Below are 15,103 nucleotides of genomic sequence, written 5' to 3' on the forward strand. Positions count from 1 at the left end.
CCCCTCAGTTGGCCAGTTCAGCCGGCCTGTTCAGCCGGCTGCAGCGGCAGGCTGAGCACGAAGATCACCTCGCCCTCGCCCGGCTCATAGCGGATCTGCCCGCCATGGGCCCGGGCCACCTGGTCGACGATGTACAGCCCCAGCCCCATGCTGCCGGGGTTGCGCGCATTGCGGATGGCGCTGCGCTTGAAGGGGTCGAACAGGCCTTCCACCAGCTCCTCGTCAATCGGCGCCGACGCATTGCGGATGTCGAGCTCCACCTGCCCTTGCACCTCACGCAGTGACAGCCGTACCAGCCCGTCGCCATGGTGGCGGGCGTTGCTCAGCAGGTTGGCCACCATCTGCAGGAAGCGCATGGGGTCGATGCGGCCCGGCAGGCTCGCCGGCAAGGCCGCGTGCACGGTCATGTCCGGGTAGGTCGCGCGCTGGTCATCCAGCAACTGGCCGAGCAAGGCCACCAGGTCCACATCCTCCCGGTCGATGGCCAGGCCCAGGCCGTTCTGGATGCGGGTGATGTCCTGCAGATCGCGCAGCAGGCGCTGCATGCGGTTGGTCGAGTTGCGGATCACGGTCGTGATCCGTCCCGCTGCCGGCTGGCGGTCCAAGGCCACGGAGGCCATGCTCAGCGCATGCAGGGGGTCGCGCAGGTCGTGGCCCAGCACCGCCCAGAGCTGGGAGCGCAAACGGTCCAGTTCCAGCACGCGGTCTGCGTTCACGCGGCTGACGCTGTCCTGCAATTGCCGGGCGATTTCAAGCAGGGTGTCAGACCAGGGCACCGACGTGCCCCGCACGGTCTCGCGCCACTCGTCGAAGGAGCCGCGCGGCGTCAGCCGCGGGCCGAACGGCCCGTGCTGATAGACCTTCTCGGGCTTGCCACCCCAGCGGATGGTCTCGATCTGCTCGCGGCGAAGCGCCACCAGCCACCCCTGGCGCGCTGCATCGAATCGAAGCGCCAACACACCGCTGTACGCAGGTTCAGCCGCTGGCGGCAAGGCGTCGGCCCGATGGATGTGCACGAAGGGCTGATCCTGCACCTGCAGACGGTCAAGCAACTGGGCGGCCCAGGCTTCATCCACGCTGCCATGGGCGCGCAGCCGCCCCTCCTGGCTGACGAAGATCGCATCGGCCGCGAGGCTGTCGCCAATGGCGGCGGCCTCGCGCGCCAGCACATCGACTGCCTCGTGGCCCTGGGCGACCTGCGCGGCGACATCGGCCCGCAGCGCCGCCGCGCGAGCCACCGTCGATTCGCGCTCACGGGCATCGAAGGACTGCACCGAGGCCGCGATCAACTGCGCCACGACATCGCAAGCCATGCGCACCGCGTGCGGCACATGCCACGGCGCCATGTGATGGCAAGCCACCATGCCCCACAAGCGCCCCGCCACCACGATCGACACACTCATGGACGCGAACACGCCCATGTTGCCCAGGTACTCGACATGCACCGGCGACACGCTGCGCAACACGCTGTGACTCAGGTCCAGTGGCGTGGCATGGCCCGGCGCCGCCAGCAGCGACACCGGCGTGTAGCCCACATCGGCGATCAGCCGCACGGTGTTGAGCACATACAGGCGCCGCGCCTGCGCCGGAATGTCGCTGGCCGGGTAACGCCTGCCAATGAACGCTTCAAGGTCCTCGCGGCGCGACTCGGCCACGATGTCGCCGCTGTCGTCATGCCGGAAGCGATAGGCCATGACACGGTCAAAGCCCGTCATCGCCCGCACCTCGTTCACGGCCACCTCAAGCAACCGTTCGATGTTCGGCTGGCGGCGCAGCTTGTCCATGGAGACGTAGGCCATCTGCGCGAACCGGCTCAGCCGATGGGCGCTGCCCGCGTGCCGCTCGAATTCGCACAGCACGCGGTCCGCATAGCTGTGCACGACGAGATCGAAGGCCTGACCGCCGATCGAGACCTCCCGCGTCTCGGGCATGGTCTCGCCCCGATCCAGCAGCACGAGCGCCTGCCGGATGGCCTCGGGAATCTCCGGGTCCGCCCCCAGCGCGCCGGCCGCAGGCACCTCGCCCAACACCAGGGCCAGCCCGAGCATGGTGTTCGCATTGGCGCTCATGGCCACCAGGCAGCCCGCGCGATCGAAGGCCAGCAGCGCGCCATGCGGCTGGATGGCGCCGGGGATGTGAATGGGCTCGCGGTCGCAGTTGTCGAGCGTCAGCGGCTCGGCGAAATTGCCGTCGACAGGCGGGGTCACGAGGCCGCCTGCGCGAGGCTCAGCACCTGGCTGAGTTGCTCGTGTTCGAACGGCTTCACGAGGAAGGCGCACGCGCCGAGTTCACGGGCCTGCGTCATGACCTTGTCGTCAAGCATGCCGCTGAGCACGACGACCTGGACGCCGGCGGTACGAGCGTCGGCCTTGACTTCGCTCAGCAGGGCCATGCCGTTGCCATCCGGCAGGTTGAGGTCGAGCAGCACGATGCTCGGCCGATGCGTTTGAAGCGCCTCACGCGCCGTGGCGAGGTTGCGCGCGACGCTCGCGGTGAAGCCTTCGGTCTCGATCAGCAGGGCCAGCACCTCGGCGGCATCCAGGTTGTCGTCGACCACGAGCACGTGCGGAAACTCGGCAGTTGCGTTCATTGGGCGGCATGCTAATTGCACACCAGCGCGGCGCCAGCAACCGTTACAAAAACGTCGCGCGAAGCCGACCTCGCACCGCCGCTGTGCGCGCGTCAACCGCCGACGTTGCGCATCCAGTCGGCGGTGCCCGCGAAGGACTCGGCCAAGCGCGCCTGCAGCGCTGGATCGACATGGGTCTCTTGCATGGCCTGGCTCATGCAGGCCAGCCATTCATCGCGCTCGGCGATGCCGATGCGAAAGGGCAAATGGCGTGCCCGCAAACGCGGATGGCCGAAGCGGCTGATGTAGTGATCCGGACCGCCAAGCCAGCCACACAGGAACCAGAACAGCTTGTCGCGTGCACTGTCCAGCGTCGTGCCGTGGGCCGCGCGCAGGCGCGCATAGCGGGGCTCCAGGTCCATCAGGTCATAGAAGCGATCGACGAGCTCGCGCACCCGCGGCTCACCACCGATCCAATCGAAGGCCGTCGCGGGCGACGCCTCGGGCGCTGGCGCCGTCACCGCGTCAGCCGAGCAGCTTGGCCGCCAGGGCCTTGATGGCCTGGGCAGCGTCGCAGCCGGGGTAGTGCTCCAGCATGAGCTGGCGCTTGAGCACGGCCTGGCGCACCGCCGGGTCGGCCTTGACCTCACCGAGCAGTTCAAGCCGGAAGCCCGCGCCCGGCACCGCGCCGACAAAACGCTGCAGCACCTGCTGCAGCTGGCCACAGATGAGCTTGCCTTCACCCACGCGGTTGGCCTGGTTGACGAGCAGGCCCACGTGGCGGCGCTCCTGCTGCGTGGCCAGCACCTTGATGGTGGCGTAGGCGTCGGTCAGCGAGGTCGGCTCCGGCGTCGCCACGACGAGCACGTCCTGCGCCAGCGAGATGGCAAACAGCACCACATCGGAGATGCCCGCGCCGGTGTCCAGCAGCACCCAGTCGAAGCGCGGCTTGACCAGGTCGATGATGTGGAGCAGCTTGTCCCGCACCTCGGGCGTGAGGCGCGAGTACTCCACCATGCCCGAGCCGGCCAGCAGCACCGAGAAGCCGCCCGGCGCCGGCAGGATGGCCTGCTCCAGCGTGGCCTTCTCGGTGAAGACGTCATGCAGCGTCAGCTTGGGATGCAGGTTCAGCACCACGTCCAGGTTGGCCAGGCCCAGGTCGGCGTCCAGCACGAGCACCTTTTGGCCGCGTGCGGCCAAGGCTGCGGCCAGGTTGGCGGTGACGAAGGTCTTGCCCACGCCGCCCTTGCCGCTGGTCACGGCAAGCGTGCGGGCGCCGGAGCGTGAAGGGCGGGAGGCAGCAGGATCGGGAGTCGTGCTCATGGCAGGTCCTGTTGCGATTCGAAATTCAGCGTGGCGTACAGCATGCCCTTTTCTTCGGCGCTGACCAGGGAGTCCACCTGGGGCTCCAGGCAGGCGCGGTTGCGGCCTTCGGCCTTGGCACGGTAGAGCTGGCGGTCGGCCCGCTCCGTCCACAGCAGCGGCGAGGACCGCACCCACTGCGGCGCAAAGGCGCCGCCCAGGCTGACGGTCACGTGGTGCATCTGGCCGGGGGCGACCTCGATGGCGAGCTCAGACACCCGCTCACGCACCCGCTCCGCGACAGCCAACCCGACATGGGTCGCGCAGTTGGGCAGGATGATGGCGAATTCCTCGCCACCCACGCGGGCCACGAGGTCCATCGGGCGCACGGTCTGCTCGATGGCACGCGCCACGGCGCGGATGACCTGGTCACCGGCGAGATGACCATGGGTGTCGTTCACCGCCTTGAAGTGATCGATATCCAGCATCAGCAGCAGCGCTGGCTCGCCAGCCCGGGCGACCCGGTCGACTTCGCGGGCCAGGGACATCTCGAAACTGCGTCGGTTCACCAGTCCGGTCAGTGCGTCCTTGCTGGAGAGGTCGCACAGCGCGTCCAGCACGCCCTGGAGCCAGGCAGCGCTGTAGGGCGCTGCATCCGGCAGCAACGCCCCGGCCTGCTGCAGCAATTGCAGGGCCTGATCCAGATCCAGCGCAGCGGCGTCGATCAGTTGTGAGGCGGGCAAGCGGTGTTCCAAGGGGCGGGCGGTCAGCCGGGATTGTGGTTTCGGGGCAGTCTATCAGCGGCCCTGGCGCGCCCAGGTCGTGAAACAGGCACGTTCCTGAGGCCTGATTGCACTATGCTGAATCGCACCCCCGCCGTACAACGGGGGTGGGGATGCAGAATCAGACCGCCCCCGCCAGAACTGCTGCGAGCGCCCACAAATCTGATACATCACATGCCCGCACCCGACCTCGCCACCGGCAGTGACGCCCTCGACCACGAATTCAGCTTCAGCAAGGCCGACTTCGACCGGGTGCGCGAGCTGATCTACAAGCACGCCGGCATCAGCCTGCACGACGGCAAGCACGCGATGGTGTACAGCCGGCTGTCGCGCCGCCTGCGCGAAACCGGCCACAAGAGCTTCGCGAGCTATCTGCAGTGGCTGGAATCTTCCACCGGCCCGTCCGGCGCCCAGGAATGGCAGGAGTTCGTCAACTGCCTGACCACCAACCTGACCTCCTTCTTCCGCGAGGACCATCACTTTCATGCCCTGAAGGACGATCTCAAGCCCTTCGTTGGCAAGCCCGTGCGGATCTGGTGCTGCGCCGCCTCCACCGGCGAGGAGCCGTATTCCATCCTGATGACCTGCAGCGAGGCGCTGGGCGCCAACGCCTCGGTGCAGCTCGTCGCCAGCGATATCGACACCAACGTGCTCGCCACCGCGAAGCGGGGCGTCTACAACGCCGACTCCCGCGGCCTGGACGCCAACCGGTTGAAGAATTTCTTCATGCGCGGCACCGGCGCCAATGCCGGCAAGATCCGCGTGAAGCCCGAACTGCAGCGCTGGGTGGACTTCCGCCCGCTGAACCTGATGGATGCGCAGTGGCAGCTCGGCGACCCCTTCCACATGGTGTTCTGCCGCAACGTCATGATCTATTTCGATGCGCCCACCCAGCGCAAGGTGCTGGAGCGCATCCACCGCGTGATGCGTCCCGGCGGCCTGCTCTTTGTGGGGCACTCCGAGAACTTCACCGATTCGCGCGACCTGTTCAAGCTCCGCGGTAAAACCATCTACGAACGGGTTTGATCATGAGTACGCCTCTCGCCTCGGCCTCCACCCTCGGCAACCCCGCGGCGCTGGCCAAGGTCAACCAGCTCAAGGCGCAGCCCCGCAAGCAGGGCGAGGCCTCGTTCTTCTTCTACGACGCGCACTTCAAGAACGCGGCGGTCAAGATCCTGCCGGGTGAGTACTTCGTCGACAGCGAGGACATCCTCGTCATGACGACGCTGGGCTCCTGCATCGCAGCCTGCCTGTGGGACCGCGTGGCCAAGGTCGGCGGCATGAACCACTTCATGCTGCCCGAGGGCAACGGCGACTCGGGCCGCTATGGCACGTTCGCCATGGAACTGCTGATCAACGAGATGATGAAGCGCGGCGCCAGCAAGGCCCGCATGGAAGCCAAGATCTTCGGCGGCGGCGCCGTGATCTCCGGCATGAACTCGCTCAACGTCGGCGAGCGCAACACCAACTTCGTCATCGACTTTCTGAAGCTGGAGCGCATTCCCATCGTGTCCAAGGACGTGATGGACGTCTACCCGCGCAAGGTCTGCTTCCTGCCGGCCAGCGGCAAGGCCATGGTCAAGCGCCTGGCGCCCACGAATACCGACGCGCTGGTCCAACAGGACCGGGCCGCGATCCAGAAGGTGCAGCCGGTCGCCAGCAGCGGCGGCTCCATCGATCTGTTCTAAGGAGAGACATCCATGGCCAAGACCAAGGTCGTGGTGGTGGACGATTCGGCGCTGGTGCGCTCCATCCTCACCGAGATCATCAACCGCCAGACCGACATGGAATGCATCGGCGCGGCCTCCGACCCGCTGGTGGCGCGCGAGATGATCCGCAACCTCAACCCCGACGTCATCACGCTGGACGTCGAGATGCCGCGCATGGACGGGCTCGACTTCCTGTCGCGCCTCATGCGCCTGCGCCCGATGCCGGTGGTGATGGTCTCGACGCTGACCGAGCGCGGCGCCGAGGTCACGCTCAAGGCGCTGGAGCTGGGCGCCATTGATTTCGTCGCCAAGCCCAAGATCGGCGTGGCCGACGGCATCCGGCTGCTGGCGCAGGACATCACCGACAAGATCCGCATCGCATCCAAGGCGCACATCCGCCGCGCGCCGCCGCCAGCCCCCGCGGGCGCGACCGCCGCAGCGGCGCCCAAGCCGGTCACGATGGCGAGCCTCGGCCGTGCCTCGACCGAGAAGATCATCTTCATCGGCGCCTCCACCGGCGGCACGGAAGCCACCAAGGACGTGCTCATCAACCTGCCGGCCGACAGCCCGGCCGTGGTCATCACCCAGCACATGCCACCGGGCTTCACCCGCAGCTACGCCGCCCGGCTGGACGGCCTGTGCAAGATCCGCGTGAAGGAAGCGCAAGACGGCGAGCGCATCCTGCCCGGCCACGGCTACATCGCCCCCGGCGGGCTGCACCTGACCGTGGAGCGCAGCGGCGCGAACTACATCGCCCGCGTGCAGGACGGCGACCCGATCAACCGCCACAAGCCCTCCGTCGAGGCGCTCTTCCTGTCCGCCGCCAAGGTGGTGGGGCCCAACGCCATCGGCATCATGCTGACCGGCATGGGCGCTGACGGCGCCCGGGCCATGAAGGTCATGAAGGACGCCGGCGCCTACAACTACTGCCAGGACGAGGCCAGCTGCGTCGTCTTCGGCATGCCCCGCGAGGCGATTGCCGCTGGCGCGGCGGATGAGGTGCTGCCCCTGAACCAGATCGCCGCCAAGGTGCTGGAGCGGCTGCGCGCCACCTCGGGCATTTCGCTGAACCGCGTCTGAGCTGCGCAGAGGCCTAGCGAGCGGCACTTGCCGCCGGTGACGCCTGGGCCAGCAGTGTCGAGCGGCGCCGTGCTTCGGCGACGCGCTCGTCGGCGAACACCGGGCGAAAGCCCTCCAGCGACTTCGGCGACAACGGCACCCAGGCCATGCGCGGCGGCGCCACGCGGGGCATTGGCGCCAGCGCGCCGGCCGCAGCGACACGCGTGCGCTCGGCCGCCGCCTCCTTCAGCTCCGCATCGCTGTCGGTGAACGCCTGGGTGGCCGCCATGCGCAGGGTCAGGAGGGCAGGGATCGAGGCCAACGCCAACCAGCGGGGCAAGGTCTTCATGAGACATCTCCTTCAAGTGCTGGTTATGCTAGGCATCCACGGCATGCAAAAGAAGCGCTGTTTTCTGCACTGATTGGTTCGCCAGACTTACCAGATGACCTCCCTCGACCGCTTTCCACTGCATTACCTGGCGGCCTTCCGGGCCGCGGCCCAGACGGAGAACCTGCGCGCCGCGGCGGAGAGCCTGCACCTCACCCACAGCGCCGTGAGCCAGCAGATCCGGGGCCTGGAGGCGGCGCTGGGCTTCGAGGTGTTCCAGCGGCAGGGCCGGCGCCTTGCGCTCAACCCGGCGGGCCAGGCCCTGCAGCGTGCCGTGGAGCGGGTGTTCGCCGAACTGCAGGCTGGGCTGGTGGCCGCAGGCCAGGCGCACGGCAGCCGGGCCCAGACGCTGCGCGTGACGGCCCTGCCCTCATTTGCCCAGCGCTGGCTGATGCCCCGCCTGCCGCGCTGGCAGGCCCTGCAGCCCTGCATAACGCTGGACTTGCACACCGGCCAACAGGTGATCGACCTGACGCGCGAGGGCTACCACGTCGGCCTGCGCGTGGGCCGCGGGCCCTGGCCGGGTCTCGTCAGCGAACGGCTCTTCCATTCACCGCTGATCGCCGTGGCCGCGCCCGCCTTGGCCCATCGCCTGATCGGTCAGCCGCTGCAGGCCCTCGCTGCCCAACCGCTGCTGGACGACGTGGACGTGTGGCGCCAATGGTTTGCCCAGGCCGGCCTACCCGTGGCGCCCGTGGTGGTGGCCAACTTCAACGACGCCGGCGTGCTGCTGCAGGCCGCCGAGCAGGGCATGGGCGTGGCATTGGCGCGCGAACTGATCGCCGGGGATGCGCTGCTGGACGGTCGCCTGGTGCGCGTCGCTGCCCAGGCACTGGACCTGGACGCGGGGCGCGACTATCACGTCGTCTACCCAGAAGGCCTGCGTGGCGACCCGGCCGTGCGGGCCTTTTGCGACTGGCTGCACGCCGAAGTGGCGGCCCTGCAGCAGCGGCTCAGAGAAACAACTGCTGCAGATCGCTGAGGAAGTCGAAGCCGCGCTCGGTGGGCTGGATGCGCGCCGGGTCCGGGGTCAGCAGGCCGCGCCCACGCGCGGTCGCCAAACCAGCCGCGATGCTGGACGGCGGCAGGCCCGTGCGCTCCAGGAACTGGGTGAGCGTCACGCCCTCCTTCAGGCGCAGCGCATTGAGCATGAACTCGAAGGGCAGGTCCTTGCGCGCGACCTCGTGCTCGTTGCTCACCTTCACGGCCTGGCCCATGTAGGCCGCCGGCTCTCGCCAGCGCACCTGGCGCAAGACGCGGTGCGGGAAGCTCAGTTTGCTGTGCGCCCCCGCACCGATGCCCAGGTAGTCGCCGAACTGCCAGTAATTCAGGTTGTGCGCGCAGCGATGCCCCTCGCGCGCATAAGCCGACACCTCATAACGCGACAGCCCGGCTGACCCGGTGCGCGCCGTGATGAGATCGAGCATGTCGCTGGCAAGGTCGGGATCGGGCAGCCCGGCCGGCGTGCGCGTGGCGAACACCGTGTTGGGCTCGATGGTCAGGTGGTAGATCGACAGGTGCGGCGGCCGAAAGCTCAGCGCCGTGTCGAGCTCGCGTGAAAGGTCTTCCAGCGTCTGCCCCGGCAGCGCGTACATCAGGTCGAGGTTGAAGGTCTCGAAGGCCGCAGCGGCCTCGGCCAGGGCCTCGCGGGCCTGCGTCGCGCTGTGCACGCGGCCCAGCGCCTTGAGTTGCGCATCGTCGAAGCTCTGCACGCCGACCGACAACCGCGTGACGCCCGCCTCGCGAAAGCCCTTGAAGCGCTCGCGCTCGAAGGTGCCCGGGTTGGCCTCCAGCGTGATCTCGCAGCCGGGCTCCAGTGGCAGCCGGGCGCGGATGTCGGACAGCAGCTGGGCGATCTGCGCGGGGTCGAACAGGCTGGGCGTGCCGCCGCCGATGAAGATGCTCACGACGGGGCGCCCCCAGATCAACGGCAGCGCCGCCTCCAGGTCATCGCGCAGCGCAGCGAGGTAGGCCTGGGCGGTGTCGGACGTCAGCCCGCCGTCACGCACCTCGTGCGAGTTGAAGTCGCAGTAAGGGCACTTGCGCAGGCACCACGGCAGGTGCACGTACAGCGCCAGCGGCGGCAGCGCGGGCAACTGCAGCGTGCCCGGGCGCATCAGATGGGCGAGATCGGCCATGGGCTCAACCGAGGTGCCAGACCTCGCGGAACTGGGCGATCAGTTGCGCGGCGGCCAGCGCCCGGTGGCTGTGGCGGTTCTTCACGTCAGCCGGCAGGCTGGCGACGGTCTGGCCCAGCGCGGGGACGTGCATCAGGGGGTCGTAACCAAAGCCGCCCTCCCCGGCCGGCGCCGTCAGGATCTCGCCGGCCCAGCGGCCCATGGCGACCAGGGGCTCGGGGTCATCCGCGCTGCGCACCGCGACAAGCGCGCAGACAAAGCGCGCCCGGCGATCCTCGACGCCGGACAGCTCGCGCAGCAGGCGGTCGTTGTTGGCCGCATCGCTCTTCTCGCCCCCGGCATCCAGCGCATAGCGGGCCGAGCGCACGCCGGGTGCACCGCCCAGCGCCTCGACGCTGAGCCCGGAGTCGTCAGCCAGCGCTGGCAGGCCACTGTGCGCAGCGGCGTGCCTCGCCTTGGCGAGTGCGTTCTCCGCGAAAGTCAGGAAGGGTTCTTCCGCCTCGGGGATGCCCAGGCTGCCTTGCGTGACCAGCTCGATCCCCAGCGGCGAGAACAGCGCCTGCAGCTCCAGCAGCTTCTTGGCATTGTTGGAGGCGAGGACGAGCTTCATCTCAGCCCTTCAGCGCGGCTTGCTGGGCCACGAGCAGCTCGCCGATGCCCTTCTCGGCCAGGTCCAGCAGCGCGTTCATCTCGGTGCGCGTGAAGACCACGCCTTCAGCCGTGCCCTGCAGCTCCACGAAGCCGCCGGAGGCGGTCATGACCACGTTCATGTCGGTGTCGCAGGCGACGTCTTCCACGTACTCCAGGTCAAGCAGCGGCACCCCGTCGACGATGCCCACCGAAATGGCGGCCACGGCCTCCTTGATGGGCGAGCGCTCGAGCTTGCTGTCGGCGATCAGCTTGTTGACGGCATCCTGCGCCGCCACGAAGGCGCCGGTGATGGCCGCGGTGCGCGTGCCACCGTCGGCCTGCAGCACATCGCAGTCCAGCGTGAGGGTGCGTTCGCCCAGGGCCGCCAGATCGAACACCGCTCGCAGCGAGCGGCCGATGAGGCGCTGGATCTCCTGCGTGCGGCCGCTCTGTTTGCCCTTGGCCGCCTCACGGTCGCCGCGGGTGTGGGTGGCGCGGGGCAGCATGCCGTATTCGGCCGTGACCCAGCCCTCGCCCGAGCCACGCTTGTGCGGCGGCACACGGTCCTCGACCGAGGCCGTGCAGAGCACGCGGGTGCCGCCGAACTCGATCAGCACCGAGCCTTCGGCATGCACCGTGAAGCCGCGGGTGATACGCACCGGGCGCAATTGATTGGCAGCGCGGCCGGCGCTGCGCGTGAAGGTCTTGGTCATGAAGAAACGGAGGTTGGTGGCGCTCAGCGGCGGGTGCCGCCACGGCCGGACTGCTTGATGACTTCGTTGATCTCGCGCACGGCGCGCTCGATCTCCTCGTCATCCAGGGCTTCCATGCTCGCGAGGAGCTCGGGGTCGAGCCCGCCCTGGATGGTGGATGCGAAGCCGGAGTTGCCGAGGTTCTGCGTGGTGTCGCCGGCTGGGTCACCCTCGCCTTCCCACTCGACGGCCAGCACGGTGACGTTGTCACTTCGCTCCCCGCCACGCCGCAACGCCTGCTCGACGAGTTCAGGCACCGCTTCGGAAATGGCCAGGCTGGCCAGCTGGTGCACGATCTCGTCGTCCTCGACGCTGCCCCACAGGCCGTCGGAGCACAGCAGCAGGCGGTCGCCGGCGTCCATGACGAGCGGCCCCTGGCAGTCGATCATCGGCTTGCCGGGGCTGCCCAGGCAGGTGAACAGGACATTGCGGTTGAAGGACTCGCCACCGGGCGCGACGCGACCCAGGGCTTCCTGCAGTTCCGAATAGGAATGGTCGCGCGTGCGGGCGATCAGCTTGGCCGAACGCACCAGGTACAGGCGCGAATCACCACAGTGCGCCCACCAGGCCTGGTTGCCCTGCAGGATGGCCGCGACCACCGTGGTGCGCGGGGTGTCCGACAGGCCCTTGCTTTCGGCGTAGCGCAGCAGCTGCTGGTGGGCGATGAAGATGGCTTCCTGGAGGAATTGCTGCGGGTCTGCGATGACCGGCCGCGCATCCTGCTGGAACAGGGCTGCCAGCGTCTGCAACGCGATCTGCGCCGCGACCTCGCCTTCGGGGTGGCCGCCCATGCCGTCGGCAAGCGCGAACAAGCCCGCCTCCCGCGTGAAGCAGTAGCCCATGCGATCCTCGTTGGTCTCGCGGCCGCCTCGACGGCTGACCTGGAAGACGTTGAATCGCATCAGGCCTTGGCTCCGGACTTGAGGTTCTCCAGCTGAAGCTTGAGACGTTCGCTGAAACTGAGCTTGGTGTAGCGCCGCTCGGTCTCGCGGGCGAGTTCCTTTTGCAGTGCGAACACGCTCTGCGGGCGCGCCAGCGGGTCGAGCGACATGCACCACTCGGTCACTTCGAGCAGGTTGTCGGAATAGACGTTGCGCAGGCGGGACAGGCTCAGCGAGAGACGGTCCTTCTCCAGGCGCTGCGGCGCATCGTTGGGCGGGTAGCCCTGCATGCAGGCATAGATGCAGGCGCCGATGGCGTAGATGTCCGTCCAGGGGCCGAGTGAGCCATCGCGGCGGTACATCTCGGGCGCGGCAAAGCCCGGCGTGTACATCGGGCGGATGAAGTTGCCTTCCTTGCTCAGCACTTCTCGCGCGGCGCCGAAGTCCAGCAGCACGGCCTTGTTGTCGTTCGTGATGAAGATGTTGGCCGGCTTAATGTCCAGGTGCAGCATCTTGTGCTGGTGCACGATGCGCAGGCCGCGCAGGATCTCGTCGAAGAGGCTGCGGATGGTGGACTCGCGGAAGACCTTGTCGCGCTTCATGTCGCGCGCGGTGACGATGAAGTCCTGCAGGGTGTCGCCCTGCAGATAGTTCATCACCATGTAGACGGTTTCGTTCTCGCGCAGGAAGTTCAGCACCGAGACCACGCTCGGGTGCGAGATCTGCGCGAGCGAGCGACCTTCTTCGAAGAAGCTCTTGAGACCCAGGCGATACAGCGGCTGCTTCTCAGGCTTGACGCGCGGCGTCAGCTCCCCGGGCGAGCGTTCGGCCAGGGACGAGGGCAGATATTCCTTCAGCGCCACCAGGTGGTGGTCAGGATCTTCGGCGAGGTAGACCACGCCAAAACCCCCAGCCGCCAGCCTCTTGATGATCTGGTAGCCCCCAACCACCGTGCCTGCTGGCAAGGGCGCCGGCTTCGGCTTGGACATAATCGCGCTTGAATCTCTTGTTAAACGTCAGTTCTTGCGAGTGCGAAATGCCAGTCTACAGCATGACCGGGTATGCCAATTCCGTGGCGCAGCCCCCTAAAGCCGAGGACGGCAACCCTGTCACACAAGCGTCGGTCAGTGTGGAATTGCGGTCGGTCAACGGCCGCTTTCTGGACCTGTCGATGCGCATGCCCGAAGAGCTGCGCGGCCTGGAACCGCAGCTGCGCGAATTGATCGCCGCGCGCTTCAAGCGCGGCAAGATCGAATTGCGTATCAATACCCAGCGCGAGACCGACGGCGCCTGGCCCCAGCCCCAGCCCGACCAGCTCAACCGCCTGGCCAACCTGGAGGCCAAGGTGCGCGCGTGGATGCCGCAGGCCGCGCCCCTGTCCGTCCACGAAGCGCTCAACTGGTGCAAGAGCGGCGGCGCCGTGCCGGCCCAGTTGGATGCCGCCACGCTGGAAGCCGCCCAGGCCTGCGTGCAGGGCCTGGCCGAGGCGCGCGAGCGTGAAGGCGAAAAGCTGGTCGCCATCCTGCAGGAGCGCATCAGCCGACTGCGCCAACTGGCGGATGAAGCCGAACCGCTGCTGCCGGCCGTGGTGCAGCGCCAGCAACAGCGCTTCCTGGAGCGCTGGCAGGAAGCCCTGGCTGCCACGGGTGCAGCCAGCAGCGTGCCGCAGGAGGCCCTGCAGGAGCGCGCCCTCAACGAAGCGGCCGCCTTCGCCATCCGCATCGACGTGGCAGAAGAGCTGGGCCGCCTGCGCGCCCACCTCGACGAACTCACCCGTTTGCTGAAGAAAGGCGGCGAACTGGGCAAACGGCTCGATTTCCTGATCCAGGAACTGCACCGCGAGGCGAATACCCTGGGGTCCAAGTCCGCCGCGCTCGAACTGACCAATATCTCGGTCGAAATGAAGGTCGCCATCGAGCAGATGCGCGAACAAGTCCAGAACATCGAATAACCAAGGCCCCATGGAATACCCGGGTAATCTTTTCGTCGTCGCAGCCCCCAGCGGGGCCGGCAAATCCAGCCTCGTGAAGGCCCTGCTGGAGCTGGATGCCCGCCTGGCGGTCTCCATCTCCCACACCTCGCGCGCACCGCGTGGCCAGGAGCAGCACGGGCGCGAGTACTGGTTCATCTCGCCGGAAGAGTTCCGCGCCAAGGCGGCCCGCGGCGAGTTCTTTGAATGGGCCGAGGTGCATGGCAACCTCTACGGCACCTCGCGCGCCGGCATCGAGGACCGCCTTCAGCACGGTGAAGACGTGGTGCTGGAGATCGACTACCAGGGCGCGCTGCAGATCAAGCAGCTCTTCCCCTACGCCGTGCTGATCTTCATCCTGCCGCCGAGCTGGGACGAACTGCGCCTGCGCCTGAACCGCCGCGGCGACACCGAGCCCGAGGTGATCGCCAAGCGCATGAACAACGCGCGCATCGAGGTCGCCCAGGCGCAGCACTTCGATTTCGTCGTCGTGAACGCCGTGTTCGACACGGCCGTCTTCGATCTCAAGACCATCGTCCACGCACAGCGGCTAAAATACGCGGCTCAGCGCCGAAACCGCTCGGCTGTCTTCCAGGCGCTCGATCTGCCCTGATCGCGTCTCGCACCGAACTTCACAAGGAACACCATGGCCCGCATCACCGTCGAAGACTGCCTGACCAAGATCCCCAACCGCTTCCAGCTCGTGCTGGCAGCCACCTACCGCGCCCGCATGCTGAGCCAGGGCCACAGCGCCCGCATCGACAGCAAGAACAAGCCCGGCGTGACCGCCCTGCGCGAGATCGCTGCCGGCGAAGTCGGCATCGAGATGCTGCGCAAGGTGCCGGTCTAAATCCCGCGTCCCCTCTTCGACGGGCGTCCTGGGCTTCCCAGGACGCCCGTCGCCTTTTCTGCATGCGATAAATT

Annotated in this window: 18 protein-coding genes; 7 read left to right on the top strand and 11 right to left on the bottom strand. The window is 67.7% G+C overall.

Features of this window, described 5'->3' with window-relative positions; genetic code table 11:
• Positions 1–17: 17 nt before the first annotated feature.
• From CDO81_RS03685 to CDO81_RS03705, 5 genes are all read right to left on the bottom strand, one after another.
• Positions 18–2,207, bottom strand: coding sequence for an ATP-binding protein (locus tag CDO81_RS03685; protein ID WP_158218153.1), 2,190 nt, complete (start codon positions 2,205–2,207; stop codon positions 18–20).
• The gene (locus tag CDO81_RS27955) at positions 2,204–2,590 is read right to left on the bottom strand and encodes a response regulator (protein WP_088481782.1); all 387 of its coding nucleotides are present in this window, start codon (positions 2,588–2,590) and stop codon (positions 2,204–2,206) included. The genes CDO81_RS03685 and CDO81_RS27955 overlap by 4 nt, the downstream gene beginning before the upstream one ends.
• Before the next feature lie 92 nt (positions 2,591–2,682).
• Positions 2,683–3,090: a group II truncated hemoglobin gene (locus CDO81_RS03695; RefSeq protein ID WP_088481783.1), complete on the bottom strand. Its 408-nt coding sequence runs from the start codon at positions 3,088–3,090 to the stop codon at positions 2,683–2,685.
• A gap of 4 nt (positions 3,091–3,094) precedes the next feature.
• Positions 3,095–3,892, bottom strand: a complete 798-nt coding sequence (locus CDO81_RS03700) for a MinD/ParA family protein (protein ID WP_088481784.1) — start codon at positions 3,890–3,892, stop codon at positions 3,095–3,097.
• Positions 3,889–4,614 (bottom strand): GGDEF domain-containing protein, encoded by a 726-nt coding sequence (locus tag CDO81_RS03705; protein ID WP_241516828.1) that lies wholly within the window; start codon positions 4,612–4,614, stop codon positions 3,889–3,891. The genes CDO81_RS03700 and CDO81_RS03705 overlap by 4 nt, the downstream gene beginning before the upstream one ends.
• A gap of 213 nt (positions 4,615–4,827) precedes the next feature.
• On the opposite strand from CDO81_RS03705, the gene CDO81_RS03710 reads away from it, so the two are divergent.
• The 3 genes from CDO81_RS03710 to CDO81_RS03720 are packed head-to-tail and all read left to right on the top strand — an operon-like array spanning position 4,828 to position 7,442.
• Positions 4,828–5,679, top strand: coding sequence for a CheR family methyltransferase (locus CDO81_RS03710; protein WP_088481785.1), 852 nt, complete (start codon positions 4,828–4,830; stop codon positions 5,677–5,679).
• Positions 5,680–5,681: 2 nt separating this feature from the next.
• The gene (gene cheD / locus CDO81_RS03715) at positions 5,682–6,341 is read left to right on the top strand and encodes a chemoreceptor glutamine deamidase CheD (RefSeq protein WP_088481786.1); all 660 of its coding nucleotides are present in this window, start codon (positions 5,682–5,684) and stop codon (positions 6,339–6,341) included.
• A gap of 12 nt (positions 6,342–6,353) precedes the next feature.
• Positions 6,354–7,442 carry a protein-glutamate methylesterase/protein-glutamine glutaminase gene (locus tag CDO81_RS03720; RefSeq protein WP_088481787.1) on the top strand — a complete coding sequence of 363 codons (1,089 nt, stop codon included), beginning with the start codon at positions 6,354–6,356 and terminating at the stop codon, positions 7,440–7,442.
• Between the two features lie 13 nt (positions 7,443–7,455).
• On the opposite strand, the gene CDO81_RS03725 is transcribed toward CDO81_RS03720, so the two are convergent.
• Entirely contained in the window at positions 7,456–7,770 is a 315-nt protein-coding gene (locus CDO81_RS03725) for a hypothetical protein (protein WP_088481788.1), read from the bottom strand.
• 94 nt (positions 7,771–7,864) lie between these two features.
• Between CDO81_RS03725 and CDO81_RS03730 the strand changes: the two genes are divergently transcribed.
• Positions 7,865–8,791, top strand: coding sequence for a LysR substrate-binding domain-containing protein (locus CDO81_RS03730; RefSeq protein WP_088481789.1), 927 nt, complete (start codon positions 7,865–7,867; stop codon positions 8,789–8,791).
• Here CDO81_RS03730 and hemW read toward each other — a convergent pair.
• From hemW to CDO81_RS03755, 5 genes are read right to left on the bottom strand one after another with little or no spacing between them, the layout of a single operon-like run.
• Complete coding sequence (gene hemW, locus CDO81_RS03735) at positions 8,763–9,947, bottom strand: radical SAM family heme chaperone HemW (RefSeq protein WP_088481790.1); 1,185 nt, start codon at positions 9,945–9,947, stop codon at positions 8,763–8,765. The two genes, CDO81_RS03730 and hemW, sit on opposite strands and share 29 nt — an antisense overlap.
• 4 nt (positions 9,948–9,951) lie before the next feature.
• Complete coding sequence (gene rdgB, locus CDO81_RS03740) at positions 9,952–10,557, bottom strand: RdgB/HAM1 family non-canonical purine NTP pyrophosphatase (protein WP_088481791.1); 606 nt, start codon at positions 10,555–10,557, stop codon at positions 9,952–9,954.
• Position 10,558: 1 nt separating this feature from the next.
• On the bottom strand, positions 10,559–11,290 hold the full coding sequence (gene rph, locus CDO81_RS03745; RefSeq protein WP_088481792.1) for a ribonuclease PH: 732 nt from the start codon (positions 11,288–11,290) through the stop codon (positions 10,559–10,561).
• Between the two features lie 23 nt (positions 11,291–11,313).
• Positions 11,314–12,231 (bottom strand): PP2C family protein-serine/threonine phosphatase, encoded by a 918-nt coding sequence (locus CDO81_RS03750; protein WP_088481793.1) that lies wholly within the window; start codon positions 12,229–12,231, stop codon positions 11,314–11,316.
• Positions 12,231–13,199: a serine/threonine protein kinase gene (locus CDO81_RS03755; RefSeq protein ID WP_088481794.1), complete on the bottom strand. Its 969-nt coding sequence runs from the start codon at positions 13,197–13,199 to the stop codon at positions 12,231–12,233. Before CDO81_RS03755 ends, CDO81_RS03750 begins: the two co-directional genes overlap by 1 nt.
• 47 nt (positions 13,200–13,246) lie before the next feature.
• Here CDO81_RS03755 and CDO81_RS03760 point away from each other — a divergent pair, with 47 nt between their 5' ends.
• From CDO81_RS03760 to rpoZ, 3 genes are read left to right on the top strand one after another with little or no spacing between them, the layout of a single operon-like run.
• On the top strand, positions 13,247–14,161 hold the full coding sequence (locus tag CDO81_RS03760; RefSeq protein ID WP_088481795.1) for a YicC/YloC family endoribonuclease: 915 nt from the start codon (positions 13,247–13,249) through the stop codon (positions 14,159–14,161).
• A 10-nt stretch (positions 14,162–14,171) separates the two neighbouring features.
• Positions 14,172–14,792, top strand: a complete 621-nt coding sequence (gene gmk / locus CDO81_RS03765) for a guanylate kinase (RefSeq protein WP_088481796.1) — start codon at positions 14,172–14,174, stop codon at positions 14,790–14,792.
• 33 nt (positions 14,793–14,825) lie between these two features.
• On the top strand, positions 14,826–15,029 hold the full coding sequence (rpoZ, locus tag CDO81_RS03770) for a DNA-directed RNA polymerase subunit omega (protein WP_088481797.1): 204 nt from the start codon (positions 14,826–14,828) through the stop codon (positions 15,027–15,029).
• Positions 15,030–15,103: the final 74 nt, after the last annotated feature.

The organism is Roseateles puraquae, assembly GCF_002205845.1.
GTDB classification, from domain to species: domain Bacteria; phylum Pseudomonadota; class Gammaproteobacteria; order Burkholderiales; family Burkholderiaceae_C; genus Pelomonas; species Pelomonas puraquae.